General features: G+C 67.9%; 24 protein-coding genes and 1 pseudogene. 2 read left to right on the plus strand and 23 right to left on the minus strand.

Annotated features, from left to right (window positions below):
- Position 1: 1 nt before the first annotated feature.
- The 11 genes from B043_RS0112045 to B043_RS0112095 are packed head-to-tail and all read right to left on the minus strand — an operon-like array spanning position 2 to position 8,836.
- Positions 2–652: a nuclease-related domain-containing protein gene (locus tag B043_RS0112045; RefSeq protein ID WP_018462188.1), complete on the minus strand. Its 651-nt coding sequence runs from the start codon at positions 650–652 to the stop codon at positions 2–4.
- A 9-nt stretch (positions 653–661) separates the two neighbouring features.
- Positions 662–1,507, minus strand: coding sequence for an NAD+ synthase (locus B043_RS0112050; RefSeq protein WP_018462189.1), 846 nt, complete (start codon positions 1,505–1,507; stop codon positions 662–664).
- Positions 1,504–2,367 carry a nitrilase-related carbon-nitrogen hydrolase gene (locus B043_RS0112055; RefSeq protein WP_018462190.1) on the minus strand — a complete coding sequence of 288 codons (864 nt, stop codon included), beginning with the start codon at positions 2,365–2,367 and terminating at the stop codon, positions 1,504–1,506. The genes B043_RS0112050 and B043_RS0112055 overlap by 4 nt, the downstream gene beginning before the upstream one ends.
- On the minus strand, positions 2,364–3,914 hold the full coding sequence (locus B043_RS0112060) for a 1,4-alpha-glucan branching protein (protein WP_018462191.1): 1,551 nt from the start codon (positions 3,912–3,914) through the stop codon (positions 2,364–2,366). Before B043_RS0112060 ends, B043_RS0112055 begins: the two co-directional genes overlap by 4 nt.
- A 4-nt stretch (positions 3,915–3,918) precedes the next feature.
- Positions 3,919–4,728: a [LysW]-aminoadipate kinase gene (locus B043_RS0112065; protein ID WP_018462192.1), complete on the minus strand. Its 810-nt coding sequence runs from the start codon at positions 4,726–4,728 to the stop codon at positions 3,919–3,921.
- A gap of 9 nt (positions 4,729–4,737) precedes the next feature.
- Complete coding sequence (gene argC / locus B043_RS0112070; protein ID WP_026234276.1) at positions 4,738–5,772, minus strand: N-acetyl-gamma-glutamyl-phosphate reductase; 1,035 nt, start codon at positions 5,770–5,772, stop codon at positions 4,738–4,740.
- Positions 5,765–6,610, minus strand: a complete 846-nt coding sequence (gene lysX, locus B043_RS0112075) for a lysine biosynthesis protein LysX (protein ID WP_018462194.1) — start codon at positions 6,608–6,610, stop codon at positions 5,765–5,767. The genes argC and lysX overlap by 8 nt, the downstream gene beginning before the upstream one ends.
- A 6-nt stretch (positions 6,611–6,616) precedes the next feature.
- Positions 6,617–6,781 carry a lysine biosynthesis protein LysW gene (gene lysW, locus B043_RS0112080; RefSeq protein WP_016330122.1) on the minus strand — a complete coding sequence of 55 codons (165 nt, stop codon included), beginning with the start codon at positions 6,779–6,781 and terminating at the stop codon, positions 6,617–6,619.
- Positions 6,775–7,092 (minus strand): paraquat-inducible protein A, encoded by a 318-nt coding sequence (locus B043_RS0112085; protein ID WP_016330123.1) that lies wholly within the window; start codon positions 7,090–7,092, stop codon positions 6,775–6,777. Before B043_RS0112085 ends, lysW begins: the two co-directional genes overlap by 7 nt.
- Positions 7,093–7,101: 9 nt before the next feature.
- Entirely contained in the window at positions 7,102–7,593 is a 492-nt protein-coding gene (locus B043_RS0112090) for a LeuD/DmdB family oxidoreductase small subunit (protein ID WP_016330124.1), read from the minus strand.
- Positions 7,586–8,836, minus strand: a complete 1,251-nt coding sequence (locus B043_RS0112095) for a 3-isopropylmalate dehydratase large subunit (protein WP_018462195.1) — start codon at positions 8,834–8,836, stop codon at positions 7,586–7,588. Before B043_RS0112095 ends, B043_RS0112090 begins: the two co-directional genes overlap by 8 nt.
- Before the next feature lie 14 nt (positions 8,837–8,850).
- Between B043_RS0112095 and B043_RS12485 the strand changes: the two genes are divergently transcribed.
- Together B043_RS12485 and B043_RS12490 are read left to right on the plus strand one after the other, a co-directional pair.
- Entirely contained in the window at positions 8,851–9,084 is a 234-nt protein-coding gene (locus tag B043_RS12485) for a type II toxin-antitoxin system HicB family antitoxin (RefSeq protein WP_018462196.1), read from the plus strand.
- Positions 9,074–9,271: a type II toxin-antitoxin system HicA family toxin gene (locus tag B043_RS12490; protein ID WP_038037168.1), complete on the plus strand. Its 198-nt coding sequence runs from the start codon at positions 9,074–9,076 to the stop codon at positions 9,269–9,271. Before B043_RS12485 ends, B043_RS12490 begins: the two co-directional genes overlap by 11 nt.
- 2 nt (positions 9,272–9,273) lie before the next feature.
- Here B043_RS12490 and lysS read toward each other — a convergent pair whose 3' ends face one another.
- The 12 genes and pseudogenes from lysS to B043_RS0112160 all read right to left on the minus strand — a co-directional run.
- Entirely contained in the window at positions 9,274–10,404 is a 1,131-nt protein-coding gene (lysS, locus tag B043_RS0112105) for a homocitrate synthase (protein ID WP_018462198.1), read from the minus strand.
- Positions 10,405–10,547: 143 nt separating this feature from the next.
- Positions 10,548–11,363, minus strand: a pseudogene (locus B043_RS0112110) (isoprenyl transferase); the annotation flags it as partial.
- A 10-nt stretch (positions 11,364–11,373) separates the two neighbouring features.
- Positions 11,374–12,495, minus strand: a complete 1,122-nt coding sequence (locus B043_RS0112115) for an acyl-CoA dehydrogenase family protein (protein WP_018462200.1) — start codon at positions 12,493–12,495, stop codon at positions 11,374–11,376.
- A gap of 37 nt (positions 12,496–12,532) precedes the next feature.
- Complete coding sequence (locus B043_RS0112120) at positions 12,533–13,093, minus strand: UbiX family flavin prenyltransferase (RefSeq protein WP_026234277.1); 561 nt, start codon at positions 13,091–13,093, stop codon at positions 12,533–12,535.
- Positions 13,094–13,206: 113 nt separating this feature from the next.
- Positions 13,207–13,584: a 50S ribosomal protein L7/L12 gene (gene rplL, locus B043_RS0112125; RefSeq protein ID WP_016330131.1), complete on the minus strand. Its 378-nt coding sequence runs from the start codon at positions 13,582–13,584 to the stop codon at positions 13,207–13,209.
- 10 nt (positions 13,585–13,594) lie between these two features.
- Positions 13,595–14,116: a 50S ribosomal protein L10 gene (rplJ, locus tag B043_RS0112130; RefSeq protein ID WP_016330132.1), complete on the minus strand. Its 522-nt coding sequence runs from the start codon at positions 14,114–14,116 to the stop codon at positions 13,595–13,597.
- A gap of 228 nt (positions 14,117–14,344) precedes the next feature.
- The gene (gene rplA, locus B043_RS0112135) at positions 14,345–15,034 is read right to left on the minus strand and encodes a 50S ribosomal protein L1 (RefSeq protein ID WP_016330133.1); all 690 of its coding nucleotides are present in this window, start codon (positions 15,032–15,034) and stop codon (positions 14,345–14,347) included.
- Positions 15,027–15,470: a 50S ribosomal protein L11 gene (gene rplK / locus B043_RS0112140; RefSeq protein WP_016330134.1), complete on the minus strand. Its 444-nt coding sequence runs from the start codon at positions 15,468–15,470 to the stop codon at positions 15,027–15,029. The genes rplA and rplK overlap by 8 nt, the downstream gene beginning before the upstream one ends.
- A 44-nt stretch (positions 15,471–15,514) precedes the next feature.
- Positions 15,515–16,069, minus strand: coding sequence for a transcription termination/antitermination protein NusG (nusG, locus tag B043_RS0112145; RefSeq protein WP_016330135.1), 555 nt, complete (start codon positions 16,067–16,069; stop codon positions 15,515–15,517).
- Positions 16,066–16,248 carry a preprotein translocase subunit SecE gene (gene secE, locus B043_RS0112150; RefSeq protein WP_018462202.1) on the minus strand — a complete coding sequence of 61 codons (183 nt, stop codon included), beginning with the start codon at positions 16,246–16,248 and terminating at the stop codon, positions 16,066–16,068. Before secE ends, nusG begins: the two co-directional genes overlap by 4 nt.
- Positions 16,248–16,412 carry a 50S ribosomal protein L33 gene (gene rpmG / locus B043_RS0112155; protein WP_016330137.1) on the minus strand — a complete coding sequence of 55 codons (165 nt, stop codon included), beginning with the start codon at positions 16,410–16,412 and terminating at the stop codon, positions 16,248–16,250. Before rpmG ends, secE begins: the two co-directional genes overlap by 1 nt.
- 43 nt (positions 16,413–16,455) lie before the next feature.
- A partial coding sequence (locus B043_RS0112160; RefSeq protein WP_018462203.1) for an EF-Tu C-terminal domain-related protein occupies positions 16,456–17,258 on the minus strand: 803 nt, incomplete at its 5' end.

Raw genomic sequence — 17,258 nt, forward strand, 5'->3', positions numbered from 1 at the left:
CTCAGCGCACCCGTTCCCTCAGGACCTCCGCCGCCCGCCTGGCCTCGGCAAAGGTCAGGCGGGGAGGAAGGGTTTTTAGGTAGGCCACCAGGTCTTCCGTCCGCAAAACCGGCAGGCGCCCCACCTGTCCCCCTTCCACCTCTTCCCCGAGGAAAACCAAGAGGGGCTGGACCTCGAGGCCTAAAAGCTCCCTAAGCTTGTGGGCTTGGCGCCACGCCTGGCGGACGATCTCATCCCGGCGCTTTCCCCGGATCCAGAGGCCATCGGGGCGGGCGAGGACAGGGCCGCGATGGTTCTTCACCTCTACGTTGAACACCCCGGGCGGCCCCACCACCACGTGGTCGGCGTTCTCCCCGCCCAGGTCCACGTCGTGGAAAACCTGCCAGGTGGAAGGCAACTCGGCCAGCACCCGGCCCACCTGGGCCTCGCCCACATACCCCTTGACGTGGGCCACCAGGGTTCGCTCCATCTCCTTCTCTTGAAGCAGGCGCACCACGAGCAAAAGGGCTACCGGTAGGGCCAAGGCGCTGAGCCAAGGGACAAAAAGCTTAAAGAGAAGCCAGACCACCAGGCCAAAGCCTAGGAGAACCCCAGCGATGCGCAGAAGCTTTTTGGAAAGCGTCCCTCCGGCCTTGCCGACAGACCTAGCCACGACCTCCTCCTACACCCGGTAGTCCAAAGGCCTCAGGTAAAACTCCCCGATGGCCGTGGGGGAAAGGAGGGCCACGGTGGGCAGGGCCCGCTTCCAGTGGGTGCGGTTCACCCGCTCCTTCACCCGCCTGAGCTCCTCCTCCGTGAACCCCAGGCCCAGGATGTACTCGTCGGGGTAACCCTTAAGGTAATGCTCCAGGATCACGTCCGCCCGGAGGTAGCGCACGCCCAGGTCGGCCTCGTCCGTCTGCCCGGGCTCGAGGTCCGCGGTGGGGGCCTTCTCCACGATGGCCTCCGGCACCCCCAGGTGGCGGGCCAGGGCCCAGACCTGGGTCTTGTAGAGGTCCCCCAAGGGGTTGATGGGCGGGGAATCGTCCCCGTGCCAGGTGTAGTAGCCAAAGAGGCGCTCCGTCTTGTTCCCCGTGCCCAGGGGCAGGGCCCGGTAGGCTTCGGACTTGTCAAAGAGGACGATCATCCGCGCCCGGGCCATGACGTTCCCCTTGCGGCGGGGGGTGAGGTCTGGGGTCTTTTCCGCGTACCCCTCCACCATGGGGGTGATGTCCACCACCTCCAGCTCCACCCCGAAGGTCTTTGCCGCCAGGCGGGCGTGCTCCAGGGAAAGGGGGCTGGAGTCCCGGTGGGGCAGGGCCAGGGCGTGGACGTTTGCCGGCCCTAAGGCCCGCACCGCCAGGGCCAGGGTGGTGGCGGAGTCCACCCCCCCGGAGACGGCCACGATGGCCTTCTGGTAGCCGCGCCAGGCCAGCTCCTCCCGGATGAAGCGGGTGAGGAAGTCCGCCACCAGGGGCAGGTTGAGGTCCAGGCTTTCCCGAAGGGGGGGGGCCTCGAGAATCCTCATGCTCGCCTCCCTAAAACCCGTGTGAGGTCGTCCAGCAGGAGGGGAAGGCCGGCCTCGAGGTCGGAGAGGAGGGGGTTGTCGTAGCGCACCGGCGGGATGCGCGCCGGGTCCAGGCCGAAGAGGAGGGCCGCCTCCTCAAAGAGGGGGGCCTCCCCCAGGATCCGCCCGTCCGGCCCCACCGCCAGGCTCCCCCCGCTCATCCCCTTCCCCCCCTCAAACCCCACCAGGCTGGAAAGGACCACGTAAAGCCCGTGCTCCGCGGCCACCGCCTGGGCCAGGATGCGCCAGCGCTCCACGTTCCAGGGCCTCTCCCCCTGGAAGCCCCTCGCCGGGCTTGCCGCGGGGACGTAGAGGACCTGGGCCCCGTCCAAGGCGGCGATGGTGGCGGTCACGGAGTGCCAGAAGTCCTCGCAGATGAGAAGGGCCGCCCGGCCAAAGCGGGTGTCAAAGGCCGCCACCCTCTGCCCCCGGGCAAGGTACCGCTCCTCGTCAAAAACCCCGTAGGTGGGCAGGAAGACCTTGCGGTGCACGTGGACCACCCGGTGGGGAAGCTCTAGGTAGGCGGCGCTGTTGTAGAAGGCCCCCCCGTCCCGCTCGTAGAAGCCCACCACCAGGTCCAGCATCCCCTCGTACCCCGCCCTTCGGTGGACCTCGGAAAGGAGCTCCAAAAGCTCGTGGCGGGTGAGGGCGAGCTCCCTAACCCCTCCCTGGAGGAAGTAGCCCGTAAGGGCCGCCTCGGGCAGGACCACCACCTCCGGGGCGTGGGGCAGGAGGGCCTTAAGGTGCTCCGTAAGGCGCGCCAGGTTGGCCTGGATCTGCCCCTTTTCGGGGCGGAACTGGAGGACGGCGTGCCGGATCATAGGTAAAGCCTCGGGTCCGCGTCGGGGAAGGGGTTGTCCAGCTCCTCTAAGGCCTTTAGCTCCTCCTCGGAAACCCCCCTAAGAAGGCGGAAAAACCGCTCCCCGTGGGCCTGGTAGCGCTCCTTGGCGTACTCCGCCGCCTGGCCGGTGTCCATGAGGAAAGGCCAGTCGGAGGCCTCGAGGAGGAGAAGCTCCCGCATGGCCTGCCGGAGGACCCCAGGGGGGAGGATGCCCTGCCTTGCCGCCTCCCGCATGGCCCCTTCCGCCCGGTACACCAGCCGCCAGTAGTCCAGGGTCTTGGGGTTGAGCCACACCTCGTGCCCCCCACCCCGGCCCCAGGAACCCTCGGGCAAGGCGGTGCGCACCGCCGGCCCCTGCACCGCCTCCTTGGCCGTCACCGCCTCCACCCCTTCCGCCCGGGGGAGGAGGCGGAGGACCTCCTCCAAAAAGGCCACCCCCTCGTACCACCAGTGGCCGAAAAGCTCGGCGTCGTAGGGCGCCAGGATGACCCCTTGGGGGTGGCGGGCGGCGAGGCCTTCCACAAGCCCCACGAAGTGGGCCGCGTGCTCCTTGGCCTTGGCGAAGGCCAGCTCGGGGTCGTACGGGGCCTTGGCGGAGAGGTCCGCCTTGCGGTGGGTCACCCGCCAGTGGTGGAGGCCGGAAAGGGGGTCTTTGCGGTGGAACTCCCGGTAAAGCCCCTCCCCAGGGTAGCCGTAGTCCGCGCTCCAGACCTGGAGGGCGGTCTCCTGGTTGCGGGCCAGGACCCTTAGGCCGCTTGGGAGCTCGTGGACGTAGAAGGTGGCCTCACCGCTCTCCACAGGGCCCAGGTGGGCCTCCCCATAGGGGCTTAGGGGCGTTCCCCCCTGGACCAGATGGGCGTCCACGAAGGTGTAGCGCACCCCCGCGCGCATGAGGAGCTCGTCCACCCCTGCCCGCATCCCCTCCGGCGCCCCCTCCACGGGGGGCTTCCAAACCCCCTTGGGCCGGTAGGCCATCTCGGGCAGCCAGTAGCCCGTGGCGTCCTTGGCGAAGTGGCGGCGGTAGGTGGCAAGGCCCGTCTTGATCTGGGCCGAAAGGGCCTCGTCGTAGCCCAAAAGGGGGCTATAGCCGTGGGTGGCGTGGGAGGCGATGAGCTCCACCTGCCCCCGTTCCTGGGCCCGGCGGAAGGCGGAGGGGAGATCCTCCCCAAGCCCGTGGAAGTGGTCCAGGGTGAGCTCCCAGAAGGCCACCTGGTGGCGGGCGCTTCCCTCCAGCTCCGTCCCCCGGTAGCGCAGGTAATCCCCTTGGGCCCGCTCCAGGCGGTCCTTGGCGTAGGCCCGGAAGCCCTCTTTCACCTTGGGGTCAGAAAGCTGCTCCGCCAGGATGGGGGTGATCCCCAGGGTGAACCGCGCCCCCACCCCCTCCTGCCAGAGCCGGTCCAGGGCCCGGAGGAGGGGGAGGTAGGTCTCGGCCATGGCCTCGTAGAGGGTTTCCTCCCCGAAGGGCCACATCCCGTGGGCCCGCACGTAGGGCAGGTGGGCGTGGAGGACCAGGGCGAGGCGCGCCATGGCCCTAGCGTACCACGGTGCCTTCTCCCGAAAGGGCGCGGCGGATGGGGGTTTTCACCCTTCCGTCCGCGAAGACCACCCGCCCCACCCCGCCCCGCACCGCCTCCACCGCCCCCATGACCTTGCGCTTCATCCGCCCTTGGGCCAGGGCCAGGTACTCGGGGTCCTCGAGGCGGGCGATGGGGATCTCCCGGACCAGGCTACCCTCGTCCGGGTAGCGGGCGAGGAGGCCGGGCACGTTGGAGAGGAAGACCAAGGCCTCGGCCCCGTAGGTGACAGCAAGAAGGGCCGCGATGCTGTCCCCGTCGGTGTTGATGGCCTCGCTCTCGTAGCTGATGGCCGGGGGGGTGAGGACGGGGAGGTACCCCGCGGAAAGGAGGAGGTCCAAAAGGGCCTTGTTCACCCGCTCCACCGTGCCCGTGTAGTCCCCCCGGTGGATCTTCACCTTGCCGTCTTCCACGTACTTCACCGCGGTCTTGCGGCGGCCTTCCAGAAGCCTCCCATCCAGCCCGGAAAGGCCAACCGCGTTGGCCCCAAAGCGCTGGAGGTGCTCCACCAGGCGCTTGTTGACCAGGCCGCAGTAGACCATCTCAAAGATCTCCAGGGTCTTCCGGTCCGTGAGGCGGCTCACCTGCCCCCCGGGGTGGGTGAGGAACCGGGGGGGGTGGCCCAGGGCCTCGGCGATGCGGTTGGTCTCGCTGCTTCCCCCATGGACCAGGATGAGCCTCTGGCCTTCCCGCCAAAGGGAGGCCGCGTCCTCGGCCACGGCCTCGTAGTCTATGCCCTCCGCGCCGCCCACCTTCACGACGATCACGGCCACCCCCTACGGATGAAGCCCCGGGAACTCCAGGCCCAGGGTCTCGGGCCAGCCCATGCGCAGGTTCAGGGCCTGGAGGGCGTGGCCCGCGGTGCCCTTCACCAGGTTGTCTATGGCCACCATGACCACCAGCCGCCCCGTGTCCTCCTCCAGCTCAAACCCGATGTCCGCGTAGTTGGTGCCCTGGACGAAGCGGGGGTCGGGGTAGCGGTGGATGCCCTTCTTCTGCTTGACGATGCGGACGAAGGGCTCCCCCCCGTAGGCCTCCCGGTAGGCCTGCCACACGTCCCGCTCGCTCCAGCCGTCGTGGAGGAAGGCCTGGGCGGTCATGAGGATGCCCCGCACCCGGTCGGTGGCGATGGCCGTGAGGTGGACCTCGGGGCGGCCCGGGAGGTTCTCCACCACCTCCGCGGTGTGGCGGTGGCCGGTGGGCTTGTAGACCCTAAGGGAGCCCGCCCGCTCGGGGTGGTGGCTTGCGGGGCTCGGCTCGGCCCCCGCGGCGGAGGTGGAGATGAGGAGGGTGACGAAGACCGGCTTGGGCTGGAGGAGCCCGGCCTTAAAGAGGGGGTAGAGGCCGAGGAGGGTGGCGGTGGCGTTGCACCCCGCCCCCGCCATCTGGTCCGCCCCCCTTAGGGCCTCCCGGTAGAGCTCGGGGAGGGCGTAGACGAAGCTGCCCAGGAGGTCGGGGCGGGGGTGCTCCCCGTAGTACCTGCGGTAGAGGTCGGGGTTTTTCAGGCGGAAGTCCGCGGAAAGGTCCAAGACCACCTTCCCCAAGGGCCGGTAGCGCTCGTACTCCTGGGCGAAGACCCCGTGGGGCAGGGCCAGGACCAGGATGTCCGCAGGCTCCAGCCTCTCCGGGGGGATGAACTTGAGGTTCGTTCTCCCCCGTAGGTTGGGGTGGACGAAGTGCACGGGCTCCCCGGCGAAGCGCCTCGAGGTCACCTGGGTCACCTCCAGGTGGGGGTGGAAAAGGGCCAGGCGCAGGAACTCCCCCCCCGCGTACCCCGACCCCCCCACGATGGCCACGGTCCTCCTATCCACGGGCCACCTCAAAGGCGTAGCGCAGGATCTCCCCGGGGATGTCCACCCCGGTGGTGTGCACGGAGTTCTTGAACTCCATGGTGTGGTTCACCTCGTTCACCAAAAGGCCCCGCTCGGACTCAAAGAGGTCGATGGCCACCACCCCGCCCCCCACCGCCCTTGCCGCCCGCACGGAAAGCTCGGCGATCTCCTCCGTGAGGGGGCAGTTCTCCGCCACCCCGCCCCGGGCGGTGTTGGTGATCCAGTGGTGGCTCCGGCGGTAGATGGCGGCGATGGCCCTATCCCCCACCACGAAGACCCGGATGTCCCGCCCGGGCTTCTTCACGTACTCCTGCAGGTAAAGGAGCTGGTGCTGGAAGCCCCCCAGGACCTCCTTGTGCTCCAGAAGGGCCTCCGCCGCCTCCCGGTCGGTGATCTTGGCGATGAGCCGCCCCCAGCTCCCGATGACGGGCTTCAGGACCACCGGGTAGCCCCACTCCTCCATGAGCTTAAGGGCCTCCTCGGTGTCGGTGAGGAGGGCGGTTTTGGGCTGGGGAAGGCCCGCCCTCTCTAGGGCCGCGCTCGTGGCCCACTTGTCCCCGCAGGTCTCGATCACCTGGGGGCGGTTCACCACGGGGATGCCCAGGGCCTCGAGGTAGCGGGCGGCCGCCAGGCCCCGGCTCTGGCTCACGCACCGCTCCAGGGCCACGGTGACCCCCTCTAGCTCCTTAGGGGGCTCCCCCAGGACCATCCGCAGGGCGGGGACGTAGACCTTTTTAAAGGGAATCCCCAGGGCCTCGGCCCGCTCAAAGAGCATCCTTTCGTCGGGCCGGATGCGGTCGTACAGGATGGCCAGCATGGGGATCTACTCGCCCCAGTCCTCCGCCTCCTCGGGGGCGGGCTCCAGGCGCAAGGGGTCTAGGGAGACCACCTCCAGCTCCGCCCCGCAGTCCTCGCAGACCAAAAGCTCGCCCAGCTCAGGGTTCTCCAGCCTAAGTTCCGCACCGCACTCCGGACAGGTGGCTACCATTCCTCGTCCTCCTCTTCCACTTCGCTCCAGTCGGGCACAAAGCTAAAGCCGCACTCGGGGCAGGAGACGGCCTGCCCCTCTTCCTCCTCGGAAACCTCAAAGGTGTAGCCGCACCGGGGGCAGTCCACGAAGAAGCCCTCCAGGCCCCCCTCGGTCACCTCCAGCTCCAAGGGGTCCAGGGACACCACCTCCAAAAACGCCCCGCAGGCCTCGCACTCCAGGACGTCCCCGGCCTCGAGGCCCTCCAGATCCTCGGCCAGCACCACGCTGACCTCGCCGCACACCGGACAGGTGATCTCCAGGTCCTCCATGACCCAAGTCTACTCCCCCGGGAAGCGCCCGTGCTTCTTGTAGTACTCCAGGAGGGACCCCTCCTTGAGCGCCTCCAGGAGGAAGGGGGGCGGGGGGCGGAGCTGAAACCGCTCCCCTCCCCGCTGGAGGACCCCCCGCTCCAGGTCCAGCTCCACCAGGTCGCCGTCTTCTAACGCATCCACCACCTCCTCCGATTCAAAGGGGACGATCCCCAGGTTCACCAGGTTGCGGAAGAAGATGCGGGCGTAGCTCTTGGCGATGACCACCCGGATCCCCAGCTTTTTCAGGGCCTCGGGGGCGTACTCGCGGCTGGAGCCCAGGCCCGTGTTCCGGCCGAAGACCAGGATGTCCCCGGGCCTGACCTCCTCCGCAAACCCCGGCCGCAGGTGGGCGAAGGCGTAGAGGTGAAACCGGTCCTCCCCCACCATGAAGGGGGCGTACTTGCCGGGCAGGATATCGTCGGTGTTGATCTGGTCGCCGAACTTAAAGACCCTAGGCATGGGCTTCCTCCAGTTCCTCCGGGGTGGTGAGGTAGCCGGCCACCGCGCTGGCCGCGGCCACCCGGGGGCTCGCCAGGTAGATCTCCGCGTCCGGGGCCCCCATCCGGCCGCGGAAGTTGCGGTTGGAGGTGGAGACGCACACCTCCCCCGGGGCCAACACCCCCATGTGCCGCCCCATGCAGGGGCCGCACCCCGGGGTGCCGATGGTGGCCCCGGCCTCGAGGAGGGTGAGGAGGGTGCCGTCCCTGGCCGCCTCCTCCAGGACCTGGCTGGAGGCGGGGATGACGAGGAGGCGCACCCCGGGGGCCACCTTCCTCCCCCTTAGGACCTCCGCCGCGGCCCTTAAGTCCTCTATGCGCCCGTTGGTGCAGGTGCCGATGAAGACCTGGTCCACCCGCTTCCCCTTCACCGCCGTCACCTCGTGGACGTTGTCCACATAGAAGGGCACGGAAACCCTGGGGGTGAGGGCGGAAAGGTCTATCTCCAGGGTCTTGGCGTAGCGGGCCTCAGGGTCCGGGAAGAGCCAAGGGGGCACTTCGTAGCGCGCTAAGACCTCCCCGGAGGGCACCACCAGCCCCGCCTTGGCCCCGGCCTCCACGGTGAGGTTGGCCAGGGTCATCCGCTCCCCCAAGGTAAGCCCCTCCGCCCCCTCCAGGAGGTGGATCTCCACCGCCATGTAGGTGGCCCCGTCCGCCCCGAGAAGGCGCACCATCTCTAAGGCGGCGTCCTTGGCGGTGACCCCTTTGGGAAGCCTCCCCCGGAAGACCACCTTCACCGTCTCCGGCACCCTTAGCCAGGTGCGGCCGCTGGCCGCGGCCAGGGCCACGTCCGTGGCCCCCATCCCCGTGCCGAAGGCGGCCACCGCCCCGTAGGTGGTGGAGTGGCTGTCCGAGCCCACCACAATCCAGCCGGGCTGGGCCAGGCCCTCCTCCATGAGGACCTGGTGGCACACCCCCCGGCCCACGTCAAACACCCTAACCCCGTGCCTCCCCGCCCATTCCCGGATCTCCTTCTGGGCCTTGGCCACCTCCAGGTTGGCCGCGGGGGCCACGTGGTCGATGACGATGGAGACCCGCTCGGGGTAACGGGGGCTCGCCTCCAGGTACTCCAGGCGGCGGATGAAGCTCCCCGCGATGGAGTCCACCACCATGACCTGGTCCACCTCCACCACCACGAGCTCCCCCGCCTCCACCCTTCGCCCGGCCTTCTGGGAAAGGATCTTCTCCGCTAAAGTCTGGCCCATGCCGCCCTCCTATAATGAAACCGCTGCCTCGCTACACCGCCATCCTCTACGAGGACCCGGACACCCCCGGGGTCTGGATCGCGGAGTTCCCCGCCCTCCCCCAGGCCCACTCCTTTGGGCGGACCCCAGAGGAAGCTCTAGCCCACGCCAAAGAAGCCCTGGAGCTGGTTCTGGCCTACCTTCGGGAGGAAGGTCTCCCCCACCCCCCCGACATCCGGACCGCCGAGGTCGGGGTGGATGCCGCCTAGACCCGAGGAGGTGGCCCGCAAGCTTTGGCGCCTGGGGCTCGAGGAACGGGCGGGGCACCGGCTCTTCACCCACCCCGACGGACGGGTGGGGGTGATCCCCTTCCCTAGCGGCGAGCTGCCCCAGGGCACCTTCAAAAAAATCCTTAAGGCAGCGGGCCTGACGGAAGAGGAGTACCGCGCCCTCTAGCCTCATGCGGTGATCCACTCCCTCAGGATCCGGTCCAGCTCCTCCAAGGTGAGCTGCCCCCTATCCGCCAGGGCCTTGATGTGCTGGGTGATGCGGGCGAGCTCCTCCTCCCCGTAGTGCAGGCCGAGCTCCTCCGCCCGCGCCTTGATGGCGTGGCGGCCCGTGAGCTTGGAGGCGATGATGAGCTTGCGCCGCACGCCGAAGACCTCGGGGGGATAAGGCTCGTAGGACTCGGGGTTCAGGTAGATGGCCTTGAGGTGCATCCCCGCCTTGTGGCTGAAGGCGGTCTCCCCGGTGATGTAGTTGTTGAAGGGAATCTCTATCCCCACCATCTTGGCCACCATGCGGTCCAGCTCCGGGAGCATCTCCAGCCTGTACTTCCTGCGCACGTACTCCGGCTGGAGGGTGAACATGCGGGCCAGGAAGCCCCCTAGGGGGGTGATGCCGTTCCGCTCCCCGATGCCCAGGATGGTGGTGTCCACGTGGGTGGCCCCGGCCTCGATGGCCTCGTAGGCGTTGGCGATGGCGCAGCCGGTGTCGTTGTGGCCGTGGAACTCGATGTCCACCCCAGGCCCCACCACCCGCCGCACCTCCCGCACCAGGGCGTAGACCTGGCGGGGGGTGGCGATGCCCACGGTGTCCGCCAGCCCCACCCGGTCCACGTAGGGGGCGATGGCCTCGTAGATCTGGAGGAGGTCGTGCTCCTCGGAGCGGAAGGTGTCCTCCGCGGAGAAGCGCACCTCCACGTGGGGGGCCTTTTCCCGGATGTAGGCGATGACCTCCCGGGCCTCCTCAATGATGCGGGGGATGTCCCGGCCGTGGGCCGCCCGCAGGTACTTGCTGGTGCCGAAGAGGAGGTCTATCCCCTGCACCCCCGTTTCCACCGCCACCTTGGCCGCGTCCAGGCGGGTCTGGATGTGGGTGACCACCTTGGCCTTGAGGCCCAAGGAGGCCAGGACCTCCGCGTCCTTGCGGGACTGGGGGGAGGCCATGGGGGTGGTGACCTCGATGTACTCAATCCCGAACTCGTCCAGGGCCTTGGCGATCTGGATCTTGTCCTCGGTGGAAAAGTTCGCCCGCTCAAACTGCTCGCCTTCCCGCAAGGTGGAGTCTATGATCTTCCATTCCCGCATGGGCCCCTCCCAAAAAGAAAACCGGCCCGCGCTCGGGCCGGGGGGTATAGCGCCTCCTTGGGGCTACCCTACCCCCCGGCGGCCGAGTTTTTTCTCGCGGGCCAGCATCTTGGGCGTAAGAATATACGAAAAAGCCCGGTTTGTCAACGGCCAAACCGGCGCTCCCGGGCCTGGTAGCTCCTCAGGGCGCGGAGAAAGTCTATCTTTCTGAACTCGGGCCAGAGCACGTCGGCGAAGTAGAATTCGGAGTAGGCGGACTGCCAGAGCAAAAAGCCGGAAAGGCGGATCTCCCCCGAGGTGCGGACGATGAAGTCCGGATCGGGAAGGCCCGCGGTGTAGAGCCTTTCTGCGATGGCCTCGGGGGTGAGGGTCTCGGCCACCTCCTTAGGGGAAAGGCCCTTCTCGTGGGCCTCCAAGAGAAGCCTCTTCACCGCATCCACGATCTCCTCCCGGCCCCCGTAGCCCATGGCGATGTTCAGCACCATCCCCTGGTGGTGCCGGGTGCGGGACTCCAGCCGCTCCAGGGCCTCCAACACCTCCTGCGAAAACCCCTCCCGCCGGCCGATGACCCGCACCTGGACCTGGTGGCGGTGGATGCGGTGGTCCTCGGCCATCCTCGAGGCCTCCTGGACGAAGAGGCGCATGAGCTCCTCCACCTCCTCGGGGCTCCGACGGAAGTTGTCCGTGGAGAAGACCCAGACCGTGACCGTGCGGATCCCCAGCTCCAAGCACCACTCCAGCACCTCGTAGGCCTTCTTCACCCCAAACTCGTGCCCCTTGGTGGGGGCCAGGCCCAGCATGCGGGCGTAGCGCCGGTTCCCGTCCAGGATGAGGCCCAGGTGGCGGGGCATGGGCCCCCCCTTCACCTCCTTCAGGAGGCGGCGCTCGTAGTACCAGTAAAGGGGCCGGGAAAGGGCAAGGAGGCGGCGCACCACGCCCTTTACCTTACCCTCTTCCGGTGAGAAAACCCTAGGAGCGGTAGAGCTCCCGGGCGATCACGTAGCGCTGGATCTCCGAGGTCCCCTCGTAGATCTCCGTGACCTTGGCGTCCCGGTAGTAGCGCTCCACCCGGTAGTCGCGGTGGTACCCGTACCCCCCCAGGACCTGGACCGCCTCCCGGGTCACCTCCACCGCCACCCCGCTGGCGAAGAGCTTGGCCGCGCTGGCCTCGAGGGTAAACCGCTCCCCCCGGTCCTTCTTCTCCGCGGCCTTCAGGGTGAGGGCCCGGGCCGCCTCCACCTTGGTGTACATGTCCGAAAGCTTAAAGGCGATGGCCTGGTGCTCCCGGAGCTTCTTCCCAAACTGCACCCGTTCGTCCGCGTAGGCCTTGGCCAGCTCAAAGGCCGCCCGGGCGATGCCCACCGCCTGGGCCGCCACCCCGATGCGCCCCGAGTCCAGCCCCGCCAGGGCGTAGGAAAGCCCCCGCCCCTCCTCCCCCAGGCGGTTCTCCTCGGGGACGAAGACGCCCTCCAGGCGCACCTCCGCGGTGTGGGCCGCGTGCAGGCCCATCTTCTCCTCGGGCTTGCCAAAGGAAAGCCCCTTGGCCCCCGCCTCCACCAAAAAGGCGCTGATCCCCGCCTCCGTGCGGGCCATGACCACGTAGAGCTGGGCCTGGCCCGCGGAGGTGATCCAGCTCTTCACCCCCCAAAGCTCGTACCCCCCCGGGACCCGCCGGGCCTCCGTGCGGATGGAGGCCGCGTCCGAGCCCGCGTGGGGCTCCGTGAGGCAGAAGGCCCCGATCCACTCCCCCCGGGCCAGGGGGACCAGGTAGCGCCTCCTCTGCGCCTCGGTGCCGAAGCGGAGGAGCATGTACTGGGGCAGGCCCGAGGTGACGGAGACGATGACCGCCACGCTGGGGTCCGCCCAGGCCATCTCCTCCAGGGCCAGGGCCCAGGTGACGGAGTCCAGCCCCACGCCCCCGTAGGCCTCGGGGGTGGTCATGCCGAGGAAGCCCAGCTCCGCCAGGGCCTTGAGCTGGGGCCAGGGGTACTTGCCCTCCCGGTCGTACTCCGGGGCCAGGGGCCAGAGGACCTCCCGGGCCACCCTGCGCACCGTGTCCAGAACCAGCCGCTGTTCGGACGATAGGGTCATCCTCCCTATCGTATCAGAGCAAACCGGTAAAAAAGCGTCACTCGCCCCACCGGGGGGCCCGCTCCGCCCTTAGGCCCAGGTGGTCCAGGACCCGCTGGGTGATGAAGGCCAGGAGGTCTTCTATGGACCTGGGCCGGTGGTAGAAGCCCGGGCTTGCGGGGAGGACCACCGCCCCCGCCTCCGCCGCCTGGACCATGGCCCGGAGGGTGGGGAGGGGCAGGGGGGTTTCCCGGGGCACCAGGATGAGGGGCCGCCTTTCCTTAAGGTGCACGAAGGCCGCCCGGGTGAGGAGGGTGTCCGCCAGGCCGTGGGCCACCTTGGCCAGGGTGGTAGCCGAGCAGGGGATGACCACCATGCCCCGGGTGGGGAAGGAACCCGAGGCGATGGGGGCCCCCAGGTCCCCGTCCTTGTAGACCCGGAAGGCCAAGGGGTAGAGGTCCTTGGGGCTTAGGCCCATCTCCTCCCAAAGGACCCGCTTGGCCCCCTGGGAGAGGACGAGGTGCACCTCGGCCAGGCCCTGAAGGGTCTTTAGAAGATCCAGGGCGTAGGGCATGCCGCTGGCCCCCGAAAGCCCCACCACCACGCGGGGAAGGTCCATGCCCCTATGGTACCGGGGCCCCACCCTAAGCTTGGTTGCCTTCCCCTTTGGGGCCCAGGGCATATAAAAACCCCGGGCCCTTGGGGCCCGGGGGGCACCCCATGGGCGGGGGGTTACTTCAGCTCCACCACCGCGCCCACGGCCTCGAGCTTCTTCTTGATCTCCTCGGCCTCGGCCTTGGGGATGCCCTCCTTGATGGGGCCGCCCTTTTCGGCCAGGTCCTTGGCCTCCTTGAGGCCGAGCCCAGTGATGGCCCTAAGCTCCTTGATGACCTCGAGCTTCTTGGCCCCCGCGTCCTTGAGGATCACGTCAAACTCGGTCTTCTCCTCCACAGGGGCCGCGGCGGCCGCCGCCGCAGGGGCCGCGGCCACGGCCACGGGGGCCGCGGCGGTCACACCCCACGCCTCCTTGAGGACATCAATGAGCTGCTTGAGTTCCAAAACCGTAGCCTGGGAAAGCTCTTCCTTGATCCGTTCGATGTCCAGCGCCATCTCCTACCTCCTACGCCGCCTTCTTCTCCGCGTACGCTTCCAAGATGCCTACCAGCTCGCGGGCCACGCCGCCCAGAACGCCCACCAGCTCCGCCATGGGGGCCTGGAGCACGCCCACCAGCTCCGCCCGGAGCTCGTCCATGGTGGGCAGCTCCGCCAGGGCCACCACGTCCTTGGCGGAGAGGGGCTGGCCCTGCAAAAGCCCGCCCTTGGCCTCGGGGATGCCCTTGGGGTTCTTCTTGGCGAACTCCTGAAGGGCCTTGGCCGCCGCCACCGGGTCCTGGTAGAAGACCAGGGCGCTGGGGCCCTGCAGGCCGTCCAGCTCGGGCAGGCCAAGCTCCTTGAGGGCCAGCCGGATCAGGGTGTTCTTGGCCACGAAAAGCCGGGCCCCCTTCTCCCGCAGGCCCCTGCGCAGGGCGTAGATCTCCTGGGCCGAGAGCCCCTGGTAGTTCACCAGGAAGAAGGAGCCACTGGCCGCCTGCAGGTTCTCCTTCAGGGCAGCCAAAAGCTCAACGTTGCGCTTGCTCGGCACGCCTTCCTCCCTTAGCGGGGCAGGGGAACCCCTCTTGGATTTTTCCGGGTTTACGAAACGCTCCCCCTCAAGCGCCTCGGCGGGATGTTTAAGGCCTTAAGCCCCCCGCTTTCTCTGGCCTTGGGCGCAAGGACGCGCCCGGGGTGCCATAGGGGAGTATAGGCCCCGCCGGGGTAAAGGTCAAGGGGGCCTGGGGCGTTCTCCCAGACCCCCCTAAACCCCAAGGCTTTAGGACTGGGGGTTGATGCGGATGGAGGGGCCCATGGTGCTGGTCACGTAGACCGAGCGGAGGAAGGTCCCCTTGGCGGCCTCGGGCTTGCTGGCCTCCAGGGCCTTGATGAAGGCCCGGATGTTGTCCGCCAGCTTCTCAGCGGGGAAGCTCGCCTTGCCCACGGGGGCGTGGATGGCCCCGGTCTTGTCGTTGCGGAACTCAATCCGTCCCGCCTTGATCTCCCGGATGATCTCCCCGATGTTGAAGCCCACCGTGCCCGCCTTGGGGTTGGGGAGGAGGCCCCTCGGGCCCAGGATGCGGCCCAGCTTGGAACCCACCGCGCCCATCACGTCCGGGGTGGCCACCACCGCGTCAAAGTCCATCCAGCCGTCCAGGATCTTCTGGATGATCTCCTCGCCCCCCACGTAGTCGGCCCCGGCCTCCTCGGCCTCCTTGATCTTCTCGCCCTTGGCGATGGCCAAAACCCGCACCTGCTTGCCCAGGCCGTGGGGCAGGGAGACCGTGCCGCGCACGTTCTGGTCGGACTTGCGGGGGTCAATGCCCAGCTTGGCGTGGACCTCCACGGTCTCGTCAAACTTGGCGGTGGCCAGCTCCTTCACCAGGCGGGCCGCCTCGTCAATGGTGTAGACCTTGCTGGGGTCCACCTTTTCCAGAAGGGCGCGGTAGCGCTTGCCGTGCTTAGGCATCCTTCACCTCCGGCGCGCCCACCACCTCCACCCCCATGGAGCGGGCCGAGCCCGCGATCATCCGGGCGGCGGCCTCGAGGTCGGTGGTGTTCAGGTCGGGCATCTTCTGCTTGGCGATCTCCAGGACCTGCTGCCAGGTGATCCGCCCCACCTTCTCCCGCCCCGCCTTGTGGGCCCCCTTCTCCAGCCCCGCGGCCTTGCGGATGAGGTAGCTGGCGGGCGGGGTCTTGGTGATGAAGGTGAAGGAGCGGTCGGCGTAGATGGTGATCTCCACGGGGACGATGGCGTCCCCCATGTTGGCCGTGGCCGCGTTGAAGGCCTTGACGAACTCCATGATGTTGGCCCCGTGCTGGCCCAGAGCCGGGCCCACCGGGGGCGCGGGCGTGGCCTTGCCCGCGGGCAGCTGAAGCTTGACTACGGCAACGATCTTCTTCATTTATCCCTCCTAGGCTCCCCCCAAGTTGGGGGTGCAGACGCCTTTTAGGCCTTGACCACCTGGGAGAAGTCCAGCTCCACAGGGGTCTCGCGCCCGAAGATGGTGACCATGACCTTGACCTTGCCCCGCTCGGGGTTGATCTCGGTCACGGTGCCGGTAAAGTCCGCGAAGGGGCCCGAAACCACCCGGACCTGGTCCCCCTCCCGGAAGGCCACCTGGGCCTTGGGGGCCTCCTTCTTGCCGAGAAGCCCCGAGACCTCGAGGATGTGCCGCACCTCGTCGGGGGAAAGGGGCACCGGGCGCATCCCCGCCCCCACGAAGCCGGTGATGCCCGGGGTCCCCCGGACCACCTCCCAGGCCTCGTTGGGCTCCTCCTCGTCCCCCAGGTCCATCTGGATGAAGAGGTAGCCGGGGAAGAGCTTCTTCTTGACGACCTCTTTCTTGCCCCCCTCGCGGAGCTCCACCACCTCCTCCGTGGGGATCAGGACCTGGAAGATCTTGTCCTGAAGGCCGAAGGCCTGGATGCGCTTCTCCAGGTTGGCCTTGGCCTTCTCCTCCTGCCCCACGTAGGTGTGGACCGCGTACCATTCGATGCTCATCGCAAAAGCCCTATCAGGAAGCGGAAGACCAGATCGTAAAGGCCCAGGATCACCATCATGGCCGCGGCGAAGAGCAGCACCGCCTGGGTCCCCTCCACGATCTGCTCCCGGGTGGGCCAGGTGACCCGGGCGAGCTCCGCGCGGGCCTCCTGGAAGTAGCGGACGATACGGGCGAACATCAGATCTTCACTTCCCGGTGCGGGGTGTGGCGCTTACACCAAGGGCAGTACTTCTTGAGCTCCAGCTTGGAGGTGGTGTTGCGCTTGTTCTTCTCCGTGGCGTAGTTGCGGCGCTTGCACTCCGTGCACTCCAAGAGGAGCTTGATGCGGACCTCGCTGGCCATGCTTCACCTCAGGAAAGGGGGAGGGGGAACCCTCCCCCTGGGGTTACTCCAGGATCTTGGTGACCACGCCGGCGCCCACGGTCCGCCCACCCTCCCGGATGGCAAACCGCAAGCCCTCCTCCAACGCCACCGGCTTGATCAGCTCCACCGTAAACGTCACGTTGTCCCCAGGCATCACCATCTCCACCCCCTGGGGCAACTCCACCACCCCCGTCACATCCGTCGTCCGAAAGTAAAACTGCGGACGGTACCCCGAAAAAAACCCCGTGTGCCGCCCGCCCTCCTCCTTCTTCAAGATGTACACCGACGCCTCAAACTTCGTGTGCGGAGTAATGCTCCCAGGCTTCGCCAACACCTGGCCCCGCTCCACCTCCTCCCGGCTTACCCCACGCAACAACAACCCCACATTGTCCCCAGCCAGCCCCTCCTGCAGCGTCTTACGGTGCATCTCCACCCCAGTCACCACCGTCCTCCGCGTCTCAGGAGCCAGCCCCACAATCTCCACCTCGTCCCCAACCTTCACCTTCCCCCGCTCAATCCGGCCCGTGGCCACCGTCCCACGACCCGTGATCGTAAATACGTCCTCCACCGGCATCAAGAACGGCTTGTCCACGTCCCGCACCGGCGTGGGAATGTACTCGTCAATCGCGTCCAACAACTCCCAAATCCGATCCACCCACTCGTTCTCCCCACGCTTCGTCTGGGGGTTCTTGTGCATCTGCTCCAGCGCTAAAAGCGCACTCCCACGGATCACCGGAACCTCGTCCCCAGGAAACTCGTACTGGTTCAGAAGGTCCCGCACCTCCATCTCCACCAGGTCCAAAAGCTCCGGGTCGTCCACCATGT

It is taken from the genome of Thermus oshimai DSM 12092 (genome assembly GCF_000373145.1).
GTDB classification, from domain to species: Bacteria; Deinococcota; Deinococci; order Deinococcales; family Thermaceae; genus Thermus; species Thermus oshimai.